The sequence below is a fragment of the Clostridium sp. MSJ-8 genome (assembly GCF_018918325.1).
GTDB lineage: Bacteria > Bacillota > Clostridia > Clostridiales > Clostridiaceae > Clostridium.
On the sequence record NZ_JAHLQH010000041.1, the window covers coordinates 71,897 to 96,398 of the forward strand.

Genomic DNA, 24,502 nt, shown 5'->3' on the forward strand with positions numbered 1-24,502 from the left:
TTTTATAAAAAAGTACTTATCCACAGAGTTATCCACTTTATCCACATATTCCACAACTTATAAACCTTATACAAAGATATATTTAAAGCACCTATCCAAAAATCTTATTTGAACATAGATAAGACTAAAATATTATTTACTACCTTGCATTATTTAATACCGAATAATATAATAGAGTTAAGAAAATAATCAAGGAGCGAATGTAGAATGGATACTCAATTAAAAAAAGGTGTATTAGAACTTTGTGTATTATCTGTTTTATCAAAAAAAGATTGTTATGGATATGAATTAGTAAGTGAAATATCTAAGAATATATCAATCTCTGATGGAACCATATATCCTATACTACGAAGATTGTCTTCTGAAGGATACTTCTCAACATATCTTCGTGAATCCCAAGAAGGTCCTCCTAGAAAATATTACAGTTTAACTGATAATGGTTTTAGGCGGAAAATTGAACTTGAAAAAGATTGGCATCATTTTGTAGATGCCGTAAACCAAATTTTATCTTAGGAGGTAAATTATAATAATGACTAAGTACGAATTTCTTAGAATTATCGAAGAAGGTCTAGAAGACTTTCCAACTAGTGAACGAAATGATATTTTATACGATTATGAAGAACACTTTACTTATGGTAGAGCTGACGGAAAAACAGATGAAGAGATAATAGCTGAATTAGGAGACCCTTATGAAATAGTTAATCAATATAGAAATGGTTATCTAAAACCTGTATCCGAAGATAACAATAATTCAGAAAAAGATTCCTCTACTAATTCATCACAATTTAACACAGAAGATACTAGCAATACTTCTTCTTATGATACTACAAAAAATAATTATACTAAACCAGAACCTGATATAAAATCTTCAAATGCTAGTATAATATTAAAGATAATAATAGTTTCCGCATTAATCATATTTTGTGGTCCTTTACTTTTGGGAATACTTAGTGCTATCTTTGGCATAGGTGTTACAGCAATAGTAGTTCCCATATCTTTATGTATTGCTTTAATTGCAGTAACATTATCAGGCTACGGTATATTGGTTCCAGGTATATCCATTCCAAAATATCTTACTGACTTACCAATTGCATCAAAGATTCTTGCACTTATTGGAACAATTGCACTTTCAATATTTTGTATTATTGTTATTATATATATAATCAAAGCAATTATTCTATTAATTAGAAGTTTTATAAATTGGATCAGGAATAACTAAGGAGGTGTTTATTTTGAAAAAGAAATTTATTTCTACTAAAGTTATAATAACAGCAATTGTTTCACTTATAGTATGTATTGGTTGCTTTTTAACTGCTATAATTATTATTTTTAATAGTAACTGTACACTTGCTAAAGAATTAAAAAATCATAATTTTTCCATACTTGATGATTTTGAATTTAACGGTAGGTTTACTAGTAAATTTAATGACACTAGAAGTATTACCATAGATGACAATATTGAAAAAATAAACATTAACTCAACTGCTGCTGATATTGAAGTAGAGTTCACTAATTCTATTGCAACTGAAATAAAAATGACCATAGAGGGCACTTTTTCAGATACCAAGTCCTTTGAAGATATCATTGGTGATTTTGGATATTCTAACAACATTGCCACTATATCAACTAAAGAAAATTCATTATCATTTGGAACATTTAAATTAAAATTATTTATTCCAAGTCAATATAAAAATAATATAAACATTAATACAGTAAGTGGTGATATCGATTGTTCTAATGCAATTACATTAAGTTCATTTAATATAGAAGCCACAAGTGGTGATATCGAAATAAATAATTTAAATACTCAAAACACATCAATTTCTACAATAAGTGGAGATATAGATATAGAGAACTTTAAGACTAAGCAATCTAATATAAACACTACAAGTGGTGATATATATGCAGAAACTTCTGAACTTGGAATTAGTAAAATAAAGACTACTTCAGGTGATATAGATATTGAAATGACTAGATTAGATAAATCAATGGACATAAACAGTACCTCTGGAGATGTTTATCTAACTGTGCCTTCTAAAGAAAATTTTGATGTCAATTTTTCTTCACTAAGTGGTGATTTATATGATGATTCTTCTCATAAATCTGGTGAAAAAATTATAAATGTAATTACCAAAAGTGGTGATTTAGATATAAGCGATAATTAAAAATTTTCCCCACCTAGCAAAATATAATTTTTGTTAGGTGGGGAGTTTATATTTTCTATAAATCCTTCATTAAATTAATCATCTCAATAGCAGATACTGCTACATCAAAGCCTTTATTTCCAGCCTTTGTTCCTGCTCTCTCAATTGCTTGTTCTATATTATCAGTAGTTAATACACCAAACATTACTGGTTTATTAGTTTCTAATGATACTGCTGCAATTCCCTTTGACACTTCTGCACATACATAATCATAATGTGATGTTGATCCTTTTATAACAGCTCCTAAACATATTACTGCATCATATTCATCTTTTTGTGCTAATTTCTTTGCTAGTAGTGGAATTTCATAAGCACCAGGAACCCATGCTAATGTTATATCATCAGTATCTACACCATGTCTTACTAACGCATCTTCTGCTCCACCTATAAGCTTTGATACTATAAATTCATTAAACCTAGATGCTACTATTGCTACCTTTATACCTTGTCCTACTAAATTTCCTTCTAATAATTTCATTTCTATACTCCTCCTTATAGCATATGTGCCATTTTCTCTTTTTTTGTTTGTAAATAGAATTTATCTATTTCATTTGCTTCTATAATTATTGGAACTCTCTCAACCACATCTATTCCATATTGATTAAGTCCAGTAATCTTCTCTGGATTATTAGTCATAAGCTTAACTTTATTTATACCTAATTGCTTTAATATCTGTGCACTAACATCATATTTTCTCATATCAGCTGGGAAACCTAATTTTAAGTTTGCCTCTACAGTATCATATCCTTCATCTTGTAATGTATAAGCTTTCAATTTATTAAGTAATCCTATCCCTCTACCTTCTTGTCTCATATATAAAAGTGCGCCTTTACCTTCTTTTTCAATTCTTCTTAATGCATTTTGTAATTGCTCACCACAATCACATCTCTTAGACCCTAATACATCTCCTGTAAAACATTCTGAATGAATTCTAACAAGAGTAGGTTCACCTTCTTTAAATTCTCCCTTTGATAAAACTATATTTTCTTCTCCTGTATATTTATTAACAAATGCAGATACTGTAAACTCTCCATATTTAGTTGGTAAATTAGCTGATATAACTTTCTCTACTAATTCTTCTTTTTTACTTTTATATTCAATTATTGCTTCTACAGATATTATCTTCAAATTATATTCTTCTGCCATCTTCAACAAATCAGAAGTTCTTGCCATATGTCCATCATCTTTCATAACTTCACATATAACAGAAGCCCCCTTAAGTCCTGCTAGCTTTGCCAAATCTACTGATGCCTCTGTGTGTCCTCTTCTTTCAAATACTCCTGCTGGCTTTGGAATAAGTGGAAATACGTGACCAGGTCTTCTAAAATCACTTCCTGTAACATCTTCACTTACTAATTTCTGAATAGTTAATGCTCGCTCATAAGCTGATATTCCAGTATCTGTATCTTTATAATCAACTGATACTGTAAATGCAGTTTCATGATTATCAGTATTTTTTGTTACCATTTCATTTATATCTAGCTTCTCTAATAACTCCCTCTCCATAGGTGTACATATTAATCCTCTCCCCATTTTTGCCATAAAATTAATATGCTCCCCAGTTACCTTCTCTGCTGCAACTACTAGATCACCTTCATTTTCTCTATCCTCATCATCTACCACTATTATCATATTGCCATTTCTTATCTCTTCAATTGCTTCTTCTACTGTACTAAACTTCATATTTTTTCCTCCTTACATAAAGCCGTTTCTCATCAAAAAATCTTCTGTTATATTACTCTTCTCTTCTTTATTCTTAAAACCTAATAACTTTTCTACATACTTACCTACAATGTCATTTTCAATATTGAATTCATAACCTATGTCTCTTGACAATATAGTTGTTTCTTTCGAGGTATGAGGTATTATAGAAACTTTAAATTTATCTTTATCCACTTCTGCCACTGTAAGACTTACTCCATCTATTGTTATAGATCCTTTTTCAACTATATACTTAGCTATATTATTAGATACTTGTATGGTCAACCACGTTGATATATTTTCTTTTTCTACATTAATTAATTTACCTAATCCATCAACATGTCCACTAACTATATGTCCACCTAATCTATCACTTAAACATAATGCTCTTTCTAGATTAACCTTGCTATTTCTTTTTAATAAACTTAAATTTGTTCTTCTATATGTTTCTCCCATAACATCTGCTACAAATGAATCTTTATTTAATTTACATACTGTTAGACATACTCCATTTACTGCAATACTATCTCCAAGCCTTGTATTTTCCAACACTTTAGTAGCTCTTATCTCTATAGATAAATTCTCATGTCCAGGGATTATATTTTTAATTTCACCTATTTCTTCTATTATTCCTGTAAACATTACTTAACATACCCCTCTACTACGATATCACTACCAATAGTACTAATATCTATATTTTCTATATTAAAAGATTCTATCATCTCTGATACACCTCTTCCTCCAACAGCCCCTTTTGCATTATTCCCACCTAATATCTTTGGAGCAATATATATTCTAACCTTATCTACAATTCCCTCTTGTAAGCAAGAAAAGTTAATTTCACTTCCACCTTCTAGAAGTATACTATCTATTTTCTTTTCTCCTAACTTATCTATAAGACTAGTTATATCTACTCTTCCATCTTTTTCTTTAGCAACAATCACTTCTACATTTCTTTCTTCAAGCAATTTGATTTTATCTTTATCCGCTTTATGGGTAGTAGCAACTATAGTTGATATATTATTTGATGTATTAACTATCTTAGAATCTAGTGGAATTCTAAGATTCGAATCAACTATTATCCTTATTGGATCATTTCCACCTTCAATTCTGCAATTAAGCATAGGATTGTCTTTTATAACAGTATTTATTCCTACCATTATTGCTGATAAATTATTTCTTAACTTATGCACATCCTTTCTAGACTCTTCACAACTTATCCACTTAGATTTACCTGTAGCTGTTGATATCTTGCCATCTAGAGACATAGCATATTTCATAAGTACAAAAGGTCTAGAAGTTTCTATGTACTTCATAAATATTTCATTTATCTTCCTACATTCTTCTTCTAAGACTCCTACCACTACCTCTATTCCTGCATCCTTTAGTATATTTACCCCTTTACCTGCAACTAAGGGATTAGGATCTAAAACTCCTATAACAACCTTTTTGATGCCTTCTTCCACTATTCGTTTAGCACAAGGAGGTGTCTTACCATAATGTGCACAAGGCTCTAAGGTTACATACATAGTAGCTCCTCTTACATCTTCAGTAGCATTTTCAACGGCATTTACTTCTGCATGATTATCACCATATTTCTTGTGATATCCTTCTCCTATGATCTTGTCCTCCTTCACTATAATAGCTCCAACCATAGGATTAGGAGCTACCTTGCCTCTACCTAATGCAGCCAACTCTAAAGCTCTCTTCATATAGATTTTGTCCATATTCTTATCACTTCCTATAAAAGTTTATTATAAGTTATTCATATCTTCATCTATATATAGTTAACATTTATGCTTATATGATATTTTGCCATAGGCTTGAATTTCCTATAAACAAAAAAGCCTTGAATTAACTTCAAGGCTTCTAAATATAAAATATACAATTATTATGAAGAAAAAAACTCTGAAATCCTAAGATTCCAGAGTGCATTATCAACATAATCTAAATATATACAAATCATATATATAAATTCTATATCTAATCTTCTTCCATCCAGACTCTACTGTCGGCCTCGGAATCTCACCGAATCATGCTCATAAGAGCTCGCGGGCTATAACCGCCGGTTGGGAATTACACCACACCCTGAAGATATTATTAACTTTACTACATAGTACTATATATAACTTTTTATGTCAACAAATATTTTCTCAATAATGCTATAAAATTATACATAATATTTATCCTTTTATTCTTTTGATTAAATCCTCTAATTCAGAATTTGTAATAGCATGTTGACGTCCATTATCATATTCATTATCTATCCACTTCTTAATTTCTAATACAATCTCAGATTCTTTACTAACTTTTTCATCGGGATACCTCTTATTGTACCAATAAACTATACCCGCAATTCCTGATGATTGATTTATAGCTACACCAACTTCTCTATTGAGAATTTTTTTAGTATCAAAAATATTATAAATTTCCTCATCTTTATTTAATCCATCAGCATGAATTCCTGCTTTAGTTACATTAAAATTCTCGCCAACAAAAGGTGTCATAGGTGGAATATCATATTTTAATTCCTTAGTATAATAATCTGCTATATCAGTTATTACTTGAGGATTCATTCCATTGAAGGTACCTCTTAATGATGCATATTCCATAACCATTGCTTCTGTTGGTATATTACCAGTTCTCTCTCCTATTCCAAGTAATGAACAATTTACTGCTGAAGCTCCATACATCCATGCTGTTATTCCATTAATAACAGCTCTATAGAAATCATTATGTCCATGCCATTCTAACCACTCAGAAGGAACATTCGAGAAATTTTTCAATCCATAAACAATACCTGGTACACTTCTTGGTAATGTCACTCCTGGCATAGATGCCCCTATTCCTAACGTATCACATATTCTTATCTTAACTGGTAATTTTGCTTCTTTGGACATATTCATAAATTCATTAACTAAAGGAACAACAAAACCGTAAAAGTCAGCTCTAGTTATATCCTCTAAATGACATCTAGGAATAATTCCTTCATTTAATGCATCCCTAACAATCTCTACATATTTATTAAATGCCTCTTCACGAGTTAATTTCATTTTATTATATATATGATAATCAGAACAGCTAATTAATATACCTGTTTCCTTTATTTCCAAAGATTTTACAACATTAAAATCTTTCTTATTAGCTCTTATCCATGTAGTTATTTCAGGAAATTCAAACCCTAATTCTCTACATTTATATATTGCTTCTACATCCTTCTTACTGTATGCAAAGAATTCAGATTGTCTAATAACTCCATTTTTACCCCCAAGCTCATTTATCATTTTAAATAAGTCTACTATCTGTTTAACTGAATAAGGTTCTCTAGATTGTTGTCCATCTCTAAATGTTGTATCTGTAATATATATTTCCTTAGGCATTGATGGCATTGTATATCTATGATTAAAAGCTGTTAATGGCACCATATCATAGCTAAATATTTCTCTATATAAATTAGGTTTGTCTCTATTTTGTAAATTGTAACAATGCGGTTCCTCTTCTAAGAAATTACGTTCTTTGTTAAAAATGATTTTATTATTGTTGATTTGTGTCATTATTTCACCCCATTATCTTATAGTTAGTTTAAAGTATTGCATTTATATATAATATCAATAAATGTGAATTAAATCAAATATATTCCAAAATATATAGTGTATTCTTATTGCTCGTAATTTAAAAAATCCGTAAAATTATTCTCAAAGAATAATTTTACGGAAATACAAAATAACTTTATTTATTAAGAACATTTCTTAATTGCATTTTCTAATATATCTAATCCTGCTTCTAATTGAGCATCAGTCATTACAAGTGGTGCCAAAAATCTAATTACTTGTCCATGACTACCTGAATTTTCAACCATTAATCCATGTTGTGCACATTCTTGAATTAACTTAGCAACTAATTCTCCATTAGGTTCTTTAGTCTTTTTATCTTTTACGAATTCAAGACCTATCATACCACCTAATCCTCTAGCATCGCCTACTACTTCATACTTATCTACCCATTCTTTATATCTCTTCATAACTTTTTCTCCTATTTCTAGAGAACGATCTGCTAATTTATCTCTTTCCATAATTTCTATTGTCTTAAGAGCTGAAGCACAAGCTAATGGATTACCACAATAAGTTCCACCAATAGTTCCTGGATAAACAGCTTCCATTATTTCTTCTCTTGCAATTATTGCACTTAATGGAAGTCCTGCTGCTATTGATTTAGCTGTTGTAAGTATATCTGGTTCAACACCATTTTCCTTCCAATATTCACTTGCAAACATTCTACCTGTTCTACAGAAACCACTTTGAACTTCATCTGCTATAAGCATAATTCCATTATCATCACATATTTTTCTTACAGCCTTTACCCATTCTATTGGTGCTGGAATGAATCCACCTTCACCTTGCAATGGTTCAACAACTATTGCAGCTATATATTCAGCCGGAGAACATTCATCAAATACCTTGTATATTGAATCAACATAATATTGTATTGCTTCTTCATCTGTCATTCCTGCTGGTTTTCTATATAAATATGGATATTCAGCTCTATATACACCTTCTGGGAATGGTCCAAGACCCTTTGCATAAACCTTCTTTGCAGTCATTGCCATAGTTAAATTAGTTCTACCATGAAATGCTCCTGAAAAACATATTATATTAGGTCTTTTAGTAAATGCCTTTGCCAACTTTACACCATTTTCATCTGCTTCAGCACCACTATTTGCAAAATATGTCTTTTTAACTTTACCCTTTACTGGTACTATTTGATTTAATTTTTCTGCTAGTTTAACATATCCCTCATGAGTTACTATATTAAACATTCCATGAAAATACTTTTCACTTTGTTTCTTAACTTCTTCTATTATTTCTGGATGACTAAATCCTACATTTAAAACACCTACTCCACCGATCCAATCTAAAAATGTATTGCCATCAACATCTTCAATCATCGCCCCTTCTCCACGTTCTATAACTACAGGATAAACACATTTTATTGCTGAAGGAACTGCTTTTTCTCTTCTCTCTATTATTGCCTTTGCCTTTGGTCCTGGAACTGTTTCTGTAATAATTTTTGGTAATGCTTCTCTTAACATAATTACTACCCCCTAAATATATATTAATAATACAATTTTCAAAAAATAAAAGATGACAAAGAGACCCTATATCCTTGACCTCATTGTCATCTACTTTTCTTTTATTTATTGATTATAATATAGCACAACCATACTATGTTCTCAACGTTGTCTAGCATAAATTTTTCTTTATTTTTTGTGCTTAATGCACAAAAATATTATATAATATTATAAACGAGGTGATAATATGTCTATTTCATTATTGAATTTATATAATGATACAAAATCAAAATACAAATTAGAATTAGTTGCTGGAATTAATGGTGTAAATAGGATAATAAGTTGGGTATATTATTCTGAAGATAATTCTACAATTGATTTTATTCGTGGAAATGAACTTATCTTTACTACTGGACTTGAATATAATCATAATGAGAATTGGCTACTAGAACTTATTAAAAGTTTAATTATACATAATGCTGGTGGATTAGTTATTAACATAGGAAATTATATAAAAAACATACCTGAGGATATTATAAATTACTGTAACAAATATAATTTTCCTCTTATTACTATGCCTTGGGAAATTCACTTAGTCGATATAATGCAAGATTATTGTAATTCTATAATTACTGAAGAACAAAGATCTAAAAATATAGATGCAACAATAAAAAATTTATTACTAAATAGAACTCTATCCTATGAATATTATGATGTTTTATCTGAAAACAAATATGATACAGATGGTTATTATTATGTTTGTAAGATTACCTCTACTTATCCAATGCAAGATATCATAAATTCTATTTATAATATATCTTTTAATTATTCAACAATAAAATATAATATTATAACTATTAATAAAGATTATTTCTTAGTATTTCATAGCGAATCCAGAGAAATTTCTCTAAATTATTTTGAGAATTTATCTAAAAAACTCATAGAAAAATATCCTATAAAATTTTTTATAAGTTCAGCTATTAAAGGTATAAAAAATCTATCATTAGGATATGACCAATCTAATAAATGCTCATTAATTCCTTCTCCTAACAATTGTATATTCTATGATAGCTTGGGGATATACAAGCTTCTATTAGAAATTAATAAAAAAGATAGCCTAATAGAATTTTACAATAATTCTTTAGGCAACTTAATTGAGTATGATAACAAGCACAATACAGATTTATTAACTACTTTAAAACTATATCTACTTAATAATTCAAGTATTCAAGCTGTAGCAGATGCTACATTTACTCACAGAAATACCATTAATTATAGAATAAGAAAAATCAAAAGCATTTTAGATGTTGATATTGATAATATGTCCGTAAAGATGGAACTTCTATTATCTTTTTATATAAAAAATATATTATAAATTCTCACACACTATAATTATTATTTTCATAATATAATATCAATCAATAATAATTATAATGGAGGATACAAATGAATAATAGTTTATACGATCGTTCTTCATGTTGCAAGAAAAGATCTTCTTGCTCATTTGACTGTGATTGCTGCAACAACACAAAAAATAGTAACCGTTGTTGTTCAGATAATGATGACAATTCACTATTAGATATATTATCTAATAGCAACTGTGGATGTTCTACTTCTATAACATCAAGCTCAACAGCTCTATGTCCATCAAATAATAATAATCTAGTAACAGCATCATTAAATAATCTTGATGATAACTTATGTGATATTAAGGTTACTCTAGCAGAAGCTAAAGCTACACTTTTATTCTTGGCTCAAACACTATGCTCTAATGGTAATCTTACAGATACTGAAAGATCACTATTATTAAATTTAGAACAGTCACTAAAAAAAATAAACTGTAGTGTTAATGATAGTATATCAGATGTTAATTGCTTAAATTCAATACTATAACAAAGATGATCAATATTTAATTAAAATAATTATTTCTAGTTTAGTAATAAAGTTTTTTATTGTATATATCTAGATAAATCTTAGTATTCTTATAAATAAAAAATCGACTTGCCATTAAAAATATTACACTGTTCAAACTAATGTGAATTTGTAATATTTAGGCAAGTCAATTTTTTATTGTTTAGAATACTTGATGAAATCAAATAATATTCATATAAAAACTATATTTTTATTGATAGAAATTTTTCAAAAAACTATTCACATCTTCCTGCTCTTCTAGTTAATTGATATATCTTCTTAGCTAATCTCTTATTATAGCTCTTTGGAAGCGCTCTCCATTGCCAGTTTCCGCTTAAAGTTGATGGGAAGTTAGTTCTTGCATCATTTCCTAAGTTTAAGAAATCTTGCATTGGTGCAATAGCAATATTAGCAACACTATTCCATACACCTTTTATGAAGCCCCAGTTTAATCCTTCTTCTTTATTTAATCCAAGATAAGCTTTAGCTTCTTTTACTTCTTGTTTACCGCCTGTTACAGTGTACCATCCCATAAATGTATCATTATCGTGAGTTCCTGTATAAGCTATACAATTTTCAGTATAGTTATGTGGTAAATAATCACTAGTACCATCCATAACTTCTCCTTCTTCTGCACCAAAAGCAAATTGTAATACTTTCATTCCTGGATATCCAGTTTCTTTTAAGAATTCTGCTAATGATTCAGTTTGTACTCCTAAATCTTCTGCAATTATTTCTACTTCTCCAAGTTCTGCTTTTATTGCATTAAATAAGTCCATTCCTGGTCCTTCAGTCCATTTTCCATTTACAGCTGTTTCTTCTCCAAATGGTATCTCCCAGAATGCTTCAAATCCTCTAAAATGGTCAATTCTTAATACATCATATATCTTAAGGCTTTCTTTTACTCTTGATATCCACCATGAATACTTATCTTTCTTCATGTATTCCCAATCATAGATAATATTTCCCCATAATTGTCCTGTTTCTGAGAACATATCTGGAGGACATCCAGCTACAGTTATTGGGTCAAATGTTTCTTTATCTATCTTAAAGTTCTTAGGATTACTCCATGTATCAACACTATCTGTAGCTACATATATAGGAATATCCCCAACTATTTTAATGCCTTGCTCATTAACATATTCTTTAAGCTTCATCCATTGATCATAGAATAAGTATTGTAAGAATGACCAGTAATTTATTTCATCACTTAGTTCTTCTTTATATTTCTTTACAGCACTTTTTTCTCTCTTCTTGATGTCATCATCCCATTCGTTCCAACTAACTAAATCGAAATGGTTTTTTACAGCCATATATAATGCATAATCTTCAAGCCACATAGCATTTTCTTTTTTAAATGCTTCAAATTCTTCTTTAATATCATCTAATTTATCTGATACCTTAAAGTTTTCATAAGCTCTTCTTAAAACTTTATATTGAACATCAAACATTAACTCATAGTTAACTTTTTCAAGATTATCTCCATATTCTTCATTCTTATAATCTGATCTCTTTAATAACCCTTGTTTATTAAGAATATCAAAATCTATAAAATATGGATTACCAGCAAATGCTGAGAAACATTGGTATGGAGAATCTCCATAACTAGTGTGTCCTATAGGTAATATTTGCCAATATTTAATTCCTGATTCTTTTAAGAAATCTGCAAATTCATAAGCTTCTTTTCCCATTTTACCAATTCCATATTTACCAGGTAGAGAAGCTATATGCATTAATACTCCTGCGCCTCTTTCCATATATATTCCCTCTTTTCTATATTTTTATTTATTTTTATTCTTTTTACAAGATTCTCTTTTTATTAATTTAGTGTCTAGAATAATATGTTGATTTTGTGTTTTTCCATCTAAAAGATCTAATAGCAATGTTGCACTTTTTTTAGCCATTTCTATTCTAGGTTGCATCACAGTTGTTATACCAGGATTATAGAATTTACTTATGTCCATACCATCAAATCCTATTAATGATATATCATCTCCTATAATTAATCCTTCATCCACAATAGCCTTTGCAACGCCTATTGCCATAACATCCGATATACAAAAGATTGCTGTTACATCTTTATTATTTCTTATAAATTCCCTAGAGACTTCATATGCTCTTTCAGAATTATAATCACCAACTAACATATTGTTAGTATTAAATTCAATATTATTCTCTATTAATGCTTTTCTATAACCTTTTAATCTAAACCAACTGATTCCAAGGTCATTCTCTTCACCAATCATTACCGCAATATTGCGATGACCTAAATCTATTAAATATTTAATTGCTATGTATGCTGCTTTTTCATTATCTATTCCTACAGATGAATACCCAATATCATCATTAATAAATAAAGTATTTGCTGATGTTAATATAACAGGCACTTCTAATGATGCTAATTGTTCCTTACTTACTGTTTCAAAATTTCCTCCAAGGCAAATAGCTCCTCTAAGTCTTTTTTCTTTTATAAATGCCTGTAATGTTTCAAAGTCATCTGACAAAGTAAAATCATTTTGTTCTAATATCATTGTATACTTAGAATCATTGATAATTCCACCTATGATATTAGTCATTTCAGAAAATAAAGGATTAAAAACGCCCCTAACTAATATGCCAATATGATTTGTGTTATTTTGCTTTAATATTCTAGCACTATTATTAGGAACGTAATTACTTTCTTTTATGACTGCCATAACTCTCTCTCTAGTACTCTCTTTTACATCTTGATGATTATTTAATACCCTTGATACAGTACTTACTCCAACTCCAGCTTTTTTAGCAATATCTCTAATATTCATATTTATTGCCCCCTCATTGATATACTATATACCTATGAAAAACCGGTACCGATACCAATAATTATTATACAAAAATTCCTATGTTACTAGGAATTTTTGTATTTACTAAGTTATCTATAGAAATTAGTTTAATATTGCCTTTACCTATTAGCCCTTTACAGCTCCAGCTGTTAAACCACCAGCTACGAACTTTTGAAGTCCCATAAATAGCACAACTACTGGTACTGATGCCATTATAGCTGCTGCTGAATATTGAGTCCAGTTAGAAGCAAATTTATCTTTTATAAATGATTGTAAACCTGTTGCTACAGTTTGTACACTCGGATCTTTTAATAATGATGAACTGAATATGAATTCTGAATATGCATTAATGAATGCAAATAAGAATATAACTAAGAACATATTTCTCATCATAGGTAATACGATTTTAACGAAAACTTGCATTGTAGTACAACCATCAACATATCCTGCTTCTATTAATTCATCTGGAATACCATCCATATGACCTTTCATTAACCATATATTATATGCACTACCACCTGCTAATAAAAGAATAATTATTAGCTTGTTATCTGTACCTGCTATTCCAACAGTATCATATAAGTTATAACATATAGTTAATATAGCTGGTAAAGCCATTGTTGTAGGGAACATTTGAAGTATTAATAAACTCATAAGTCCACCACTTCTGAATCTAAATTTTAATTTAGAGAAAGCAAATGCTGCTGGTGTAGTTAATATTAATTGTATTGCTGCAACTGATAAACAAATTATTAATGAGTTTTTAACCCATAATAAGAAGTTAGTATCTTTTATAACCTTTGAGTAGTTTTCAAATGTAACTTCACTTGGCCATAATTTAGTAGTAGCGAATCCTGTACCTTTAGTTAATGATGCTGCAACTATTGATAGTAATGGGAATAAAACTATTAAAACAAATATTCAAAGGAATATTCTTGAAATCCAAGCTTTTCTTTTTTCTCTGCCTGAAACTTTTTCTTCATATTTTAATACTGGTTCAGTATTGTTAGCTGACATCTGCATATTATTGTACCTCCTTGAATTGTCCTGATAATCTCATTTGAGCATATGAAATTATAGCAAGTAATATAAATACTAGTAATCCTATAGCAGCTGCTATATTATATTTACCTATACTACCATTTGATAACTTATAGTTAACAGATGCTAGTATATCTGTATAACCAGCATATTGGCTATTTGCTCTAGCAGGTCCACCGGATGTAATCAAGTACGCAGAACCAAAGTTATTAAAGTTAAATGAGAATGATGAAATTAAAAGTGGATAAGCAGTTTGGGCAATTGATGGCATTGTAATTTTAACAAATTGAGTAAACTTACTAGCTCCATCAACATCAGCTGCTTCATAGTAAGTAGTTGGGATAGCTGCTAATGCACCTAAACAAATATTCATCATGTAAGGGAATCCTAACCAAATGTTAACAAAACATAATGCAACTCTTGCCCAGAATGGATCTGATAACCATGGAATAGGTTCTCTTATAATTCTAATATTTAATAACAAGTTATTTACTGCACCATAAGTACCATTTAAAAGTCCTTGCCATGAAAGAATAGCAACAACAACTGGTAATGCCCATGGAATAATTAAAATAGCTTTATAAACGCCTCTTTCTTTTATGTGTTCATTGTTCAATAACATTGCTGTAATTAAACCTACAAAGAATGAACCTAATGTTGAAATTAAAGCAAAGATAAGTGTCCAACCAAATACAGGGAAGAATACTTCTTTAAATGGTCCATTTAAAACTTCTACGAAGTTCTTAAGACCTACCATCTTTACATCTTCACTTGCAATATACATTGTTTTGTTTGTAAATGCTAACCATATTGTATAAGCTATTGGTAGCACTGTAAAAATAATTATTGAAATCATTGCAGGTGCCATAAAAGCTGCTGCTTTGACTCCATCGCCTTTTTTTGTTATAGCCTTCATACTACAAAAAACTCCTTTCAAAGATAACCTAAAATATATACGTAAATTATAGAGGGGATTTTAATCCCCTCTTAATTGTCTTAGAAATTCAATATGAATTAGCCTAACAGACTATTCCATGTTTGCTATTCCTTCTTTAACTTGATCAACTAACTTCTTAGCAGTTTCTTCTGGAGTTTGTGTTCCAGTAATTAATGCCTTTAAGTTGTCTGCTCCTGGAGTCCACATTGCTTGAACTTCTGGAATGTTAGGCATTGGAATAGCAACTTCTGATGCTTTTACGAATTCTGCTGAGTATTCGTTAGCTTTGAATGCGTCACTGTCCATAGCTGAATTTAATGCTGGAAGTCTACTTCCTTTTTCTATTAATATATCAGTTGTGTTTTCTTGTAAGTATTCCATTAATTCCCAAGCTAAATCTGAGTTTTTAGATTTTGAGCTTACGAATGCAGCTTGTACACCCATGAATGGTTTAGCTGTTTCTCCATCTATTGTTGGTAATGGAGTAATTCCTAAATTAACTAATCCAGCACAATCTGAAACATTCCAAGGTCCTGAAATGTAGTAATCAGTTTCTCCGTTCATGAAGTTAGCTTTAGCTATATCATCAGTAATATCAACTGATATTTCTTTCTTATCTGCTAAGCTCTTAAGGAATTCGAATCCCTTAGTTGCTCCTTCATTTCCTAATCCAATATCTGATGGATCTAATGTACCATCGTTATCTTTGAATACATATCCACCATTTGCTGATAAGAATCCAAATGTTAAATAGAAGTCATTAGCATTGAATTGGAATTTACCGCTATCTCTTACTTCTTCCATAGTAGTTGGTGCTTCAGGAACATTATCCTTATTGTAGAATAAAGCTACACATTCAACTGCTAGTGGAATAGCATATTTAGTTCCGTTTATAGTTACAGCATCAACAGCTCCTTGTGAAACATATTCATCATCTGAAGTTTTGTAATCACTTGGTACTTCTGCAAGTACTCCAGCTTTTTGATAAGTTCCTAAGTTATCGTGTGCTAAACCGAAGTAGATATCTGGTCCTTTTGAACTTTGTAAAGCAGTGATAGCAGCTTGCATTTCTCCTGTATCTTCTACTACTTTAACATCTACATCGTTATCTTTTCCCCATTGTTCTGCTACTGTTCTTACAGCATCAACTTCATCAGTTGATAAGTGAGACCATACAGTTAAAGACTTCTTAGAGCTTGATCCTCCCTTTTTGTCATCTGATCCACCGCATCCTACTAATGCTGTAGTTAACATTGTTGCAGCCATAGTTGCTGCTAAAATTCTTGTACGTTTGCTCATAATTTTTACTCCTCCTCATATCATCTTATTATATAAACCTTATAATAAGGCCTAATAAGCAATTACATTACCAAACATAACTTAAAATAATTTACTTAATTTACATTCGGTATCGTTCCCAAGATTATTGTACTACACCGTGGAAACATTTTCAATACCTTATTTTCATTTTTTTAGAATTTATTTTCACCTTTCCATAATGTAAACACTATTTTAAAGATAGTTGCTTGATTAAAAATTCTTATGTCAAACCCTGTGTATTTCTGTATTTTATCTATTCTGTATATTAAAGTATTTCTATGAATATAAAGTTCCTTGGCAGCCTCACTAAGATTAAGTCCGCACTTAAAAAACACATCTATAGTTTTCACCATATCATTATCTAATTTTTTTAGCTTCTTATTAAAATACCCAATTAGTTCTTCTTTTTTCTTAGAATTAATATTATCCACTATTTCTTCAAATATTGTATCTTTTTCATTAACTATATCAATATCCATATCAAACTTTCTAACTACAGATATTCTTGCATTACACTCTTCTATATGCTTCAATATATTCTTATAACCCTCAACTTTACAGTAACTTATTATAACTTTTGTAGATATATTAGTAATTATAGTTTCTTTTATACTAACAGCATGTTCATGTACAGATTCTAATTTTCCTAATAATAATATCTTGTCTTGGTATATCAATATAGGCATTTCATTTTCATCATAGCATTCCTTTAATAAGGAAAATGCTTCTTCAAGCATATTATCAACATATATTAAAATCATATCAAATTTTGAAGATAAGCAAGGATAAGCTTCAATAATTTCTTCTCTTTGCACAAAATTATTGCTTAATATCTCATTAATTATCATTCTTTTTTTTATGTAGCTTTCTTTAAGCACATTTTCAATATAATATTCTAATAGAAACATTACTTTTTCTTCGCTTTTAGGAATTTGTATATATATTCTTTTATTTTCCACATTAATTATTCTTTCAATAATTTCTTCCTTAATAGTATTGAAGCTAGGAGATACATATATATCTCCTAGCTCATCTTTCATTCTAAAAGGAATTTGAGTAACTTCATTTATTTTTTCCATCATCTCAACGATTTTCTTCATGAATACACCTCAAACTCTTATTTTATTATATTATTTTAGTACAAATTAAACGATTCTCATTTCAGTTTCTTTGTTGAATATATGAATCTTAGTTGCATCTAAATGGATCTTAGCTTTATCTCCAACTTTTAACTTAGTTGTTCCGTTAACTCTTACTGTTAATGGAGTTGTGTCATCTTTAACATAGATATAGCTTTCAGAACCCATAAGTTCGATAACTTCTACTTCTACGTCAACAACTTCTCCTGGATTAGCAGCTACTAATTCTGCATCATCATCTAAATATTCTGGTCTTATACCAAATGTAACTTCAGTACCAGCTAAGTTTTCTTTCTTAACAACCTTTGCAGTTTCTTCTGGTAATAGAATCTTTTGGTTACCTAATGTAGCGTAAGCTTTTTCTCCTTCTACTACTACTTTTCCATCAAAGAAGTTCATTTGAGGGCTTCCTATGAAACCAGCAACGAATTTGTTAGATGGGAAGTTATATATATTTTGTGGAGTATCAACTTGTTGAATTACACCATCTCTCATAACAACTATTCTTGTTCCCATTGTCATAGCTTCTACTTGGTCATGTGTAACATATATAAATGTTGTTTGTAATTTATGGTGTAACTTAGAAATTTCAGTTCTCATTTGAACTCTTAACTTAGCATCTAAGTTTGATAAAGGTTCGTCCATAAGGAATACCTTTGGATTTCTAACTATTGCTCTACCTAAAGCAACTCTTTGTCTTTGACCACCTGATAAAGCCTTTGGTCTTCTGTCTAATAAATGTTCTATATCAAGAATTCTTGCTGCTTCGTTTACCTTTTGATCTATTTCTTCTTTTGGTACTTTTCTTATCTTTAATGCGAATGCCATGTTGTCACGAATTGTCATGTGTGGATATAATGCATAGCTTTGGAAAACCATTGCGATATCTCTATCCTTTGGTTCTTTATCGTTACATAATTCATCTCCGATATATAATTCTCCTTTTGATATGCTTTCAAGTCCTGCTATCATTCTTAATGTAGTAGACTTACCACATCCTGATGGTCCTACGAATACTATAAATTCTTTATCTTCTATTTCAAGGTTAAAATCTTTAACTGCACATACATCTCCTGGATATATTTTGTAAATGTTTCTAAGTGATAAATTTGCCATTATTTTTCCTCCTCATATTTAACTACATAATTCAATTTACATTACATATTATACATTATAAAAATGTTTACATCCACTGTAAAAGGTTACAAAACCCTATTATTTTTTTTGTGATTTATTATAAAAACTTCTCTTTTTTATAATAATAGTCATATTATTTTGATATATATATAATATTTTTTGTATAATATATATAATAAATATAGGAGGTGACTTATTATGTATGACGTTTTTGAGTCCGATAGTTACTTTTTCAATAATGATGTTTTTAATATAATCGAAGCAAAGGATAAAGAAGCTCTAATAGAATTAATTAAGCAAAAACACACTTGGGAAAACACAGATAACATCCCTGTTCTAACCAAAAAAAATGATCTTATCATGTGGAATGTAGTTTTCTGCAGAGAAGTTATAAAGAAAGGCTCTACAAAACAATACCTACATCCACTATATAATAAATTCTACAAATCAATCTTAAGTTGTACAACTTTACAATCATTACAAAAATTAGAACTCAATCTAGCCTCTTCTTATTATGATCTTCTTGTTAACTTCGTGGAAGTTACAGATAATTTTATCATTAACAAAATAGTTAGTTATCTATACACTCATATAGAAAATCATCTATCTCTAGAGGAAATAGCAGATGACTTACATATATCTATGGGATATCTTTCTTCTTGCTTTAAAAAAAACATGGGTATATCTGTAATGAATTATTACAAAAAAATCAAAATAGATAGAAGTAAATCACTTCTTATGAACGGAAATAAAAGTATCCTTGAAATATCTACATTACTAGGATTCTGCGACCAAGGTCATTTTACAAAAGTTTTTAAAAGTATAGTAGGTATGACACCTACCGAATATAGAAATATGTCTAGATAATCTATAATCAATCTTATCTAGACATATTTTAATCAATTCTATTTTCTTCTATTCCTTCTTTTAATAAAAGTTGTTCTTTATCTTCTGATAAATCATTAATGCAATCTAACAACATAATTATCCTAACAAGTTCAACTTCATATTGATTCGACTCTATATAACCCAACATAATGTTTTTATATCTATTACTTATCTTATAGTATTCACATCTATTATTATTGAATATACTTTTGTCTAATATATCATATAAGTCTTCAAACAGTATACATTCCATAATTTCATACCACTTATGTTCTTTTAACTTAGAACTTATAGACCAATTCTCTATTTTATATCCATACCTATTATATAAGATGCCACCTAGTTGTACATATAACATACTTATTGCAATTGTATATTTGTTTCTCTTTATATTATATATACATTCTCTAAATGCATTCTTTCTACTAGCAAATGCTTTGCTAGTCCATTCTTTTATAATTTCTAATATATCTATATTATTATATTTGATATATTCAACTATGTACTGAGATATGGTGTATTCTGTAAGTATAGCATTCTTATCTTTTGCGAAAATATATTCTAAAAATATGTGTGTATCTATCTTGAATATCCAACCTCTTTTATAAAAATAAATAATTTGATTTTCTTCTGGTAATTTAAGTAGTTCTTCAGCTGTACAATCTATATCATCTTCTAATATCTTATGCATGTTAGCAATATTATATAGCAGATGTACATCCTTCAAACTAAAATTATACTTAGTATCAACTAACTTTCTAATATTACTTTGATTCATTAATTGCTCTTCTATAAATTTATAACCTTTTAATTCTTTTTGTGCATTGGAAATAAATTTAAGCACTTTACTCAAAGACTTATTTTCATTAGCATCCTCTACTACAATTCTATTTTTTATTTTTTTAATCTTAGACTTTAAGTTCTTTTTCCCCATAAAAATTACCTCGTATCTAATCTATAATAAGACATTATTATATTTTATTATAAATATCCACAAATTACAATTTTATTTTTACAGGAACTTTTTATTATTTTGATTCATAATATTCATTTTTTAGTTTTTCCCAATACTTCTTATCTTCTTCATTAATTTTTCTTATAACTCTACAAGGATTACCTGCCGCAACTACCCCTGAAGGTATATCCTTAGTTACAACAGATCCAGAACCTATTACAACATTATCTCCTATTGTTACACCTGGATTAATAACAGTATTACCTCCAACCCATACATCATTACCTATAAAAACAGGTTTTCCATATTCCAACTGCATATTTCTAATTTCAGCATCTATAGGATGTCCTGCTGTAAACACACTTACTCTTGGAGCAAAGAAGACATTATCGCCTATAACAACTTTATTAACATCAAGAATTATACAATCATAATTAGCATAAAAGTTATTTCCAATACTTATATTACATCCATAATCACATCTAAAAGGTGGTTCTATGTAATAATTTTCTTTAGTACTTTCAAATAACTCTTTTAATAATTCCTTTCTATAATCTTGTTGTTCTTCTGTAGTTGTATTATATAAACGAGTTAATCGTCTACTTTTCTTCATATCATTAACTAACTCTTCATCCATTGCTATATATAACTTTCCAGCTAACATTCTATCTTTTTCTTTCATAAAAAAACCCCTCACTTTTATAAATTATATTAATAATTATAAATTATAAAAGCAAAGGGCTCTTGCACAATTATATTATTTTTTTGTCTTATTATGTTTTTCTCTATTCATCCATCCATTTCTTTATGTCTTCTGCAAACTTAGGATCAATCTCTTGCATCTTTTTGTATTGTTTTATTCTATGTTCTTTAACCTTATTATACAATTCTGGATTCTTTTCTTTTAATATAACTTCATATTCTTCTTTCTTCTTTTTATATCTTTCATATCTCTTAGAATTTTCTTCACGCATTTGCATTGCAAGAACTAAACGATGCTTGATTATATTAACTTCAACTAGATCTGCCTTCTGTCCTAATCTCTCAGCGACTTCACTTAAATGCCTTTCTAGATGTTCTAACAAACGGTCTTCATCATATTTACCAAGATGATTCCATACATCTGAATGTAATTCTATATCTGTATCTGGTTTTAATTCTTCTATTGTATCTATATGACTTATAACATCTTCTACAAGTTTCTCCATCTGTTTCTCTGAATCTTTACCAAATGCCCATTCAAATTCTTGCATTGCCTCTTCACTTGGAACATACTTAGTTATTAACTCTAAATTTTTATTCTTCGTCAAATCTTCTTCTGTATAATTATCTGGAATAACTCCTGAATCCTTAAGGGCAGCAATTATAGTTCTTCTTGTTACACCTTGTTCTACAAAATATCCAATACCTAATTTTCTCATTTCATCATTAAGTTCACCCATATGTTCAGTAATATAAAATTTGATATTTTTACTCTTAAAATTCTTATACATAGCTTCTAATACATCTACTGCTGTTATATCTAAACTTCCTATACCTGATGCATCTACAATTATAACTTTTGTATCTTCTTCTATAGCATCTTCTATATCTTTCTGAAATGTATTAACATTAGCAAAAAATAAACTTCCACTAAATCTATATATTAATGTATGTTTTATAGGTTCAGCATCCTTATTTCTGTTTATATTGTAGAATCCATATCTCCCTGGAATTATTCCCAAAAATGTCCTAGGTGGAACTGCTGACTTAATTATAGTTGCTGCAAATGATAATAATACACCTATCAAAACTCCATTAATAGTTCCTAGTAATAATACTCCTAAAAAAGCTCCTATAAATATTATAAACTCTTTTGAATTAACCTTAAGCAATCTCTTTGCTAGATGTAATTCTAAAATTCCACTTAAAGCTGTTATTACTATAGCTGTAAGAACTGGTACTGGAAGATACTTAATAAATCCAGTTGCAAATAACAATATAAGCATCATAGTTATTGCTGCTACAATAGAAACTAATTTAGTCTTGCCTCCATATTGTTCTCCCATTCCTGTACGAGAAACACTACCATTAACAGGACAACATCCTACAAGTGCTGCCCCTAAGTTTCCCATAGAATAAGCTAAAATCTCTCTATTATCATCTATCTTATAATTATTCTTCATAGCGAAATTATTTGATGCTAATAAGGATTCTGCCAATATTACTACTGCTATAGGCAAACTATCCATAAGACCATCCTTTATCCCCATAGCTGAAAAATTAGGAATAATAAGTGATGGTAATCCAGTTTTTACAGCTGGTAATAGTTTCACACCATAATCATCTACATGAAATATAACAGTAACTAAAGCACCAAGTATCATAACTACCAAACTCATAGGAAATTTAGGATACAATCTCTTACTTAACAATATAAGCACTAAAGATATTATTCCCATTGCTAATGATAAATAATTAATATCCGAAAATGAATGCCATATATGTTCCACTAGTTCAATTACTTCTCCAGTTCCTGCTACTCCTCCCATTAGTTTAGGCACTTGCATCAATATAATAGTAGTACCTATCCCAGTTATAAATCCTCCCATAACTGGAGTTGAAATATAATTAACAAGCCTACCCGCTTTAAAAATGTAAAATATAAACAACCATATAGCTGTATACAATGCTAAAAGTGGTACTACCTCTAGGGCCTTATCCGAATATGCTTCTATGCCTAATGAAACAAGCACACCTCCTATAAGTGCTGCTGGGGCAGCATCTACTCCAAATATGAATTGTGGAGATGAGGTTAATATAGCAAATAATAATATTGGTAGAACTGATCCATATAACCCATATGCTGCTGGTAAACCTGCTATTTGTGCATATCCCATAGATATAGGTATAGACACTGCTGCTATCATAATTCCAACAAAAATATCTTTTGATATTGCTTTAAAATCCATATTTATCTTCATCAATTACACCCCTTTATACATAATCATCTCTCATTAATTCTTTTAGTATATACCAACTTTTTTGATTTGCCAAATTCTATTTATTAGCTTTATCTTTGATTCCATATATAATATGTTTAAAAACCATAATAGGATTATGAGACATCATTCTTGGGCCTGAATATCTCATAACTTCTTTAACTTCTGCTCTCATATCTTTCTTATAACAATGAACCTTGCAATTACTACAAAATGTCTTAGTCTCCATAAATGGGCACTTATTAATTCTTTCATTACAATATCTTCTTAATTGCTCACATTCTTCACATAGCTCTCCTTTTTTTGTTTTATGCTTTCCTCTACAATATATCTCAATCATAACCTTTATTGTTTCTTGTTCCGTATTTCTCTTTTCAACTAAATCTATCATAAAAAAG

The 24,502-nt window shown here is 29.4% G+C and carries 23 protein-coding genes and 1 riboswitch; of the genes, 6 read left to right on the plus strand and 17 right to left on the minus strand.

Features of this window, described 5'->3' with window-relative positions:
- The first annotated feature begins 207 nt into the window (after positions 1–207).
- From KQI77_RS08925 to KQI77_RS08935, 3 genes are read left to right on the plus strand one after another with little or no spacing between them, the layout of a single operon-like run.
- Complete coding sequence (locus KQI77_RS08925) at positions 208–513, plus strand: PadR family transcriptional regulator (protein ID WP_216390078.1); 306 nt, start codon at positions 208–210, stop codon at positions 511–513.
- A gap of 16 nt (positions 514–529) precedes the next feature.
- The gene (locus tag KQI77_RS08930) at positions 530–1,219 is read left to right on the plus strand and encodes a DUF1700 domain-containing protein (RefSeq protein ID WP_216390079.1); all 690 of its coding nucleotides are present in this window, start codon (positions 530–532) and stop codon (positions 1,217–1,219) included.
- Between the two features lie 13 nt (positions 1,220–1,232).
- A complete protein-coding gene (locus KQI77_RS08935; RefSeq protein WP_216390080.1) occupies positions 1,233–2,165 on the plus strand; it encodes a DUF4097 family beta strand repeat-containing protein in 933 nt (310 codons plus the stop codon).
- Between the two features lie 55 nt (positions 2,166–2,220).
- On the opposite strand, the gene ribE is transcribed toward KQI77_RS08935, so the two are convergent.
- The 6 genes from ribE to KQI77_RS08965 all read right to left on the minus strand — a co-directional run bounded on the left by ribE (position 2,221) and on the right by KQI77_RS08965 (position 8,994).
- Complete coding sequence (ribE, locus tag KQI77_RS08940) at positions 2,221–2,682, minus strand: 6,7-dimethyl-8-ribityllumazine synthase (RefSeq protein ID WP_216390081.1); 462 nt, start codon at positions 2,680–2,682, stop codon at positions 2,221–2,223.
- Between the two features lie 14 nt (positions 2,683–2,696).
- A complete protein-coding gene (locus KQI77_RS08945; protein WP_216390082.1) occupies positions 2,697–3,887 on the minus strand; it encodes a bifunctional 3,4-dihydroxy-2-butanone-4-phosphate synthase/GTP cyclohydrolase II in 1,191 nt (396 codons plus the stop codon).
- Between the two features lie 12 nt (positions 3,888–3,899).
- Positions 3,900–4,547, minus strand: coding sequence for a riboflavin synthase (locus tag KQI77_RS08950; protein ID WP_216390083.1), 648 nt, complete (start codon positions 4,545–4,547; stop codon positions 3,900–3,902).
- Entirely contained in the window at positions 4,547–5,632 is a 1,086-nt protein-coding gene (ribD, locus tag KQI77_RS08955; RefSeq protein WP_216390084.1) for a bifunctional diaminohydroxyphosphoribosylaminopyrimidine deaminase/5-amino-6-(5-phosphoribosylamino)uracil reductase RibD, read from the minus strand. Before ribD ends, KQI77_RS08950 begins: the two co-directional genes overlap by 1 nt.
- A 255-nt stretch (positions 5,633–5,887) precedes the next feature.
- A riboswitch (FMN riboswitch) is annotated at positions 5,888–6,005 on the minus strand.
- Between the two features lie 83 nt (positions 6,006–6,088).
- A complete protein-coding gene (locus KQI77_RS08960; RefSeq protein ID WP_216390085.1) occupies positions 6,089–7,459 on the minus strand; it encodes a 2-isopropylmalate synthase in 1,371 nt (456 codons plus the stop codon).
- Positions 7,460–7,641: 182 nt separating this feature from the next.
- On the minus strand, positions 7,642–8,994 hold the full coding sequence (locus KQI77_RS08965) for an aspartate aminotransferase family protein (protein WP_216390086.1): 1,353 nt from the start codon (positions 8,992–8,994) through the stop codon (positions 7,642–7,644).
- Positions 8,995–9,220: 226 nt separating this feature from the next.
- Between KQI77_RS08965 and KQI77_RS08970 the strand changes: the two genes are divergently transcribed.
- On the plus strand, positions 9,221–10,348 hold the full coding sequence (locus KQI77_RS08970; RefSeq protein WP_216390087.1) for a PucR family transcriptional regulator: 1,128 nt from the start codon (positions 9,221–9,223) through the stop codon (positions 10,346–10,348).
- Positions 10,349–10,419: 71 nt separating this feature from the next.
- Positions 10,420–10,866 (plus strand): hypothetical protein, encoded by a 447-nt coding sequence (locus tag KQI77_RS08975; RefSeq protein WP_216390088.1) that lies wholly within the window; start codon positions 10,420–10,422, stop codon positions 10,864–10,866.
- A gap of 254 nt (positions 10,867–11,120) precedes the next feature.
- On the opposite strand, the gene malQ is transcribed toward KQI77_RS08975, so the two are convergent.
- From malQ to KQI77_RS09010, 7 genes are all read right to left on the minus strand, one after another.
- The gene (gene malQ, locus KQI77_RS08980) at positions 11,121–12,641 is read right to left on the minus strand and encodes a 4-alpha-glucanotransferase (RefSeq protein WP_216390089.1); all 1,521 of its coding nucleotides are present in this window, start codon (positions 12,639–12,641) and stop codon (positions 11,121–11,123) included.
- A 24-nt stretch (positions 12,642–12,665) separates the two neighbouring features.
- Positions 12,666–13,685, minus strand: coding sequence for a LacI family DNA-binding transcriptional regulator (locus tag KQI77_RS08985; protein ID WP_216390090.1), 1,020 nt, complete (start codon positions 13,683–13,685; stop codon positions 12,666–12,668).
- Positions 13,686–13,832: 147 nt separating this feature from the next.
- Entirely contained in the window at positions 13,833–14,627 is a 795-nt protein-coding gene (locus tag KQI77_RS13025) for a sugar ABC transporter permease (RefSeq protein ID WP_367397296.1), read from the minus strand.
- Between the two features lie 103 nt (positions 14,628–14,730).
- Positions 14,731–15,663, minus strand: a complete 933-nt coding sequence (locus KQI77_RS08995) for a carbohydrate ABC transporter permease (RefSeq protein WP_216390091.1) — start codon at positions 15,661–15,663, stop codon at positions 14,731–14,733.
- 111 nt (positions 15,664–15,774) lie between these two features.
- Positions 15,775–16,983 (minus strand): maltose ABC transporter substrate-binding protein, encoded by a 1,209-nt coding sequence (locus KQI77_RS09000; RefSeq protein WP_216390092.1) that lies wholly within the window; start codon positions 16,981–16,983, stop codon positions 15,775–15,777.
- A 173-nt stretch (positions 16,984–17,156) separates the two neighbouring features.
- Positions 17,157–18,104, minus strand: coding sequence for a CdaR family transcriptional regulator (locus KQI77_RS09005; protein WP_216390093.1), 948 nt, complete (start codon positions 18,102–18,104; stop codon positions 17,157–17,159).
- Positions 18,105–18,149: 45 nt separating this feature from the next.
- Positions 18,150–19,259: an ABC transporter ATP-binding protein gene (locus KQI77_RS09010; protein WP_216390094.1), complete on the minus strand. Its 1,110-nt coding sequence runs from the start codon at positions 19,257–19,259 to the stop codon at positions 18,150–18,152.
- A 219-nt stretch (positions 19,260–19,478) separates the two neighbouring features.
- Here KQI77_RS09010 and KQI77_RS09015 point away from each other — a divergent pair, with 219 nt between their 5' ends.
- Positions 19,479–20,147, plus strand: coding sequence for an AraC family transcriptional regulator (locus KQI77_RS09015; RefSeq protein WP_216390095.1), 669 nt, complete (start codon positions 19,479–19,481; stop codon positions 20,145–20,147).
- 28 nt (positions 20,148–20,175) lie between these two features.
- On the opposite strand, the gene KQI77_RS09020 is transcribed toward KQI77_RS09015, so the two are convergent.
- The 4 genes from KQI77_RS09020 to KQI77_RS09035 all read right to left on the minus strand — a co-directional run bounded on the left by KQI77_RS09020 (position 20,176) and on the right by KQI77_RS09035 (position 24,495).
- Positions 20,176–21,102, minus strand: a complete 927-nt coding sequence (locus tag KQI77_RS09020) for a hypothetical protein (protein WP_216390096.1) — start codon at positions 21,100–21,102, stop codon at positions 20,176–20,178.
- 94 nt (positions 21,103–21,196) lie between these two features.
- Positions 21,197–21,805 carry a sugar O-acetyltransferase gene (locus KQI77_RS09025; protein ID WP_216390097.1) on the minus strand — a complete coding sequence of 203 codons (609 nt, stop codon included), beginning with the start codon at positions 21,803–21,805 and terminating at the stop codon, positions 21,197–21,199.
- A 103-nt stretch (positions 21,806–21,908) separates the two neighbouring features.
- Positions 21,909–24,086: a SulP family inorganic anion transporter gene (locus KQI77_RS09030; RefSeq protein WP_216390098.1), complete on the minus strand. Its 2,178-nt coding sequence runs from the start codon at positions 24,084–24,086 to the stop codon at positions 21,909–21,911.
- Positions 24,087–24,162: 76 nt separating this feature from the next.
- A complete protein-coding gene (locus tag KQI77_RS09035) occupies positions 24,163–24,495 on the minus strand; it encodes a nitrous oxide-stimulated promoter family protein (RefSeq protein WP_216390099.1) in 333 nt (110 codons plus the stop codon).
- Positions 24,496–24,502 lie beyond the last annotated feature (7 nt).

Coding starts and splice junctions, on each gene's coding strand:
- KQI77_RS08925 (WP_216390078.1), top strand. CDS start 208: ATGGATACTCAATTAAAAAAAGGTGTATTAGAACTTTGTGTATTATCT.
- KQI77_RS08930 (WP_216390079.1), top strand. CDS start 530: ATGACTAAGTACGAATTTCTTAGAATTATCGAAGAAGGTCTAGAAGAC.
- ribE (WP_216390081.1), bottom strand. CDS start 2,682: ATGAAATTATTAGAAGGAAATTTAGTAGGACAAGGTATAAAGGTAGCA.
- KQI77_RS08945 (WP_216390082.1), bottom strand. CDS start 3,887: ATGAAGTTTAGTACAGTAGAAGAAGCAATTGAAGAGATAAGAAATGGC.
- KQI77_RS08950 (WP_216390083.1), bottom strand. CDS start 4,547: ATGTTTACAGGAATAATAGAAGAAATAGGTGAAATTAAAAATATAATC.
- ribD (WP_216390084.1), bottom strand. CDS start 5,632: ATGGACAAAATCTATATGAAGAGAGCTTTAGAGTTGGCTGCATTAGGT.
- KQI77_RS08960 (WP_216390085.1), bottom strand. CDS start 7,459: ATGACACAAATCAACAATAATAAAATCATTTTTAACAAAGAACGTAAT.
- KQI77_RS08965 (WP_216390086.1), bottom strand. CDS start 8,994: ATGTTAAGAGAAGCATTACCAAAAATTATTACAGAAACAGTTCCAGGA.
- KQI77_RS08970 (WP_216390087.1), top strand. CDS start 9,221: ATGTCTATTTCATTATTGAATTTATATAATGATACAAAATCAAAATAC.
- KQI77_RS08975 (WP_216390088.1), top strand. CDS start 10,420: ATGAATAATAGTTTATACGATCGTTCTTCATGTTGCAAGAAAAGATCT.
- malQ (WP_216390089.1), bottom strand. CDS start 12,641: ATGGAAAGAGGCGCAGGAGTATTAATGCATATAGCTTCTCTACCTGGT.
- KQI77_RS08985 (WP_216390090.1), bottom strand. CDS start 13,685: ATGAATATTAGAGATATTGCTAAAAAAGCTGGAGTTGGAGTAAGTACT.
- KQI77_RS08995 (WP_216390091.1), bottom strand. CDS start 15,663: ATGAAGGCTATAACAAAAAAAGGCGATGGAGTCAAAGCAGCAGCTTTT.
- KQI77_RS09000 (WP_216390092.1), bottom strand. CDS start 16,983: ATGAGCAAACGTACAAGAATTTTAGCAGCAACTATGGCTGCAACAATG.
- KQI77_RS09005 (WP_216390093.1), bottom strand. CDS start 18,104: ATGAAGAAAATCGTTGAGATGATGGAAAAAATAAATGAAGTTACTCAA.
- KQI77_RS09010 (WP_216390094.1), bottom strand. CDS start 19,259: ATGGCAAATTTATCACTTAGAAACATTTACAAAATATATCCAGGAGAT.
- KQI77_RS09015 (WP_216390095.1), top strand. CDS start 19,479: ATGTATGACGTTTTTGAGTCCGATAGTTACTTTTTCAATAATGATGTT.
- KQI77_RS09020 (WP_216390096.1), bottom strand. CDS start 21,102: ATGGGGAAAAAGAACTTAAAGTCTAAGATTAAAAAAATAAAAAATAGA.
- KQI77_RS09025 (WP_216390097.1), bottom strand. CDS start 21,805: ATGAAAGAAAAAGATAGAATGTTAGCTGGAAAGTTATATATAGCAATG.
- KQI77_RS09030 (WP_216390098.1), bottom strand. CDS start 24,086: ATGAAGATAAATATGGATTTTAAAGCAATATCAAAAGATATTTTTGTT.
- KQI77_RS09035 (WP_216390099.1), bottom strand. CDS start 24,495: ATGATAGATTTAGTTGAAAAGAGAAATACGGAACAAGAAACAATAAAG.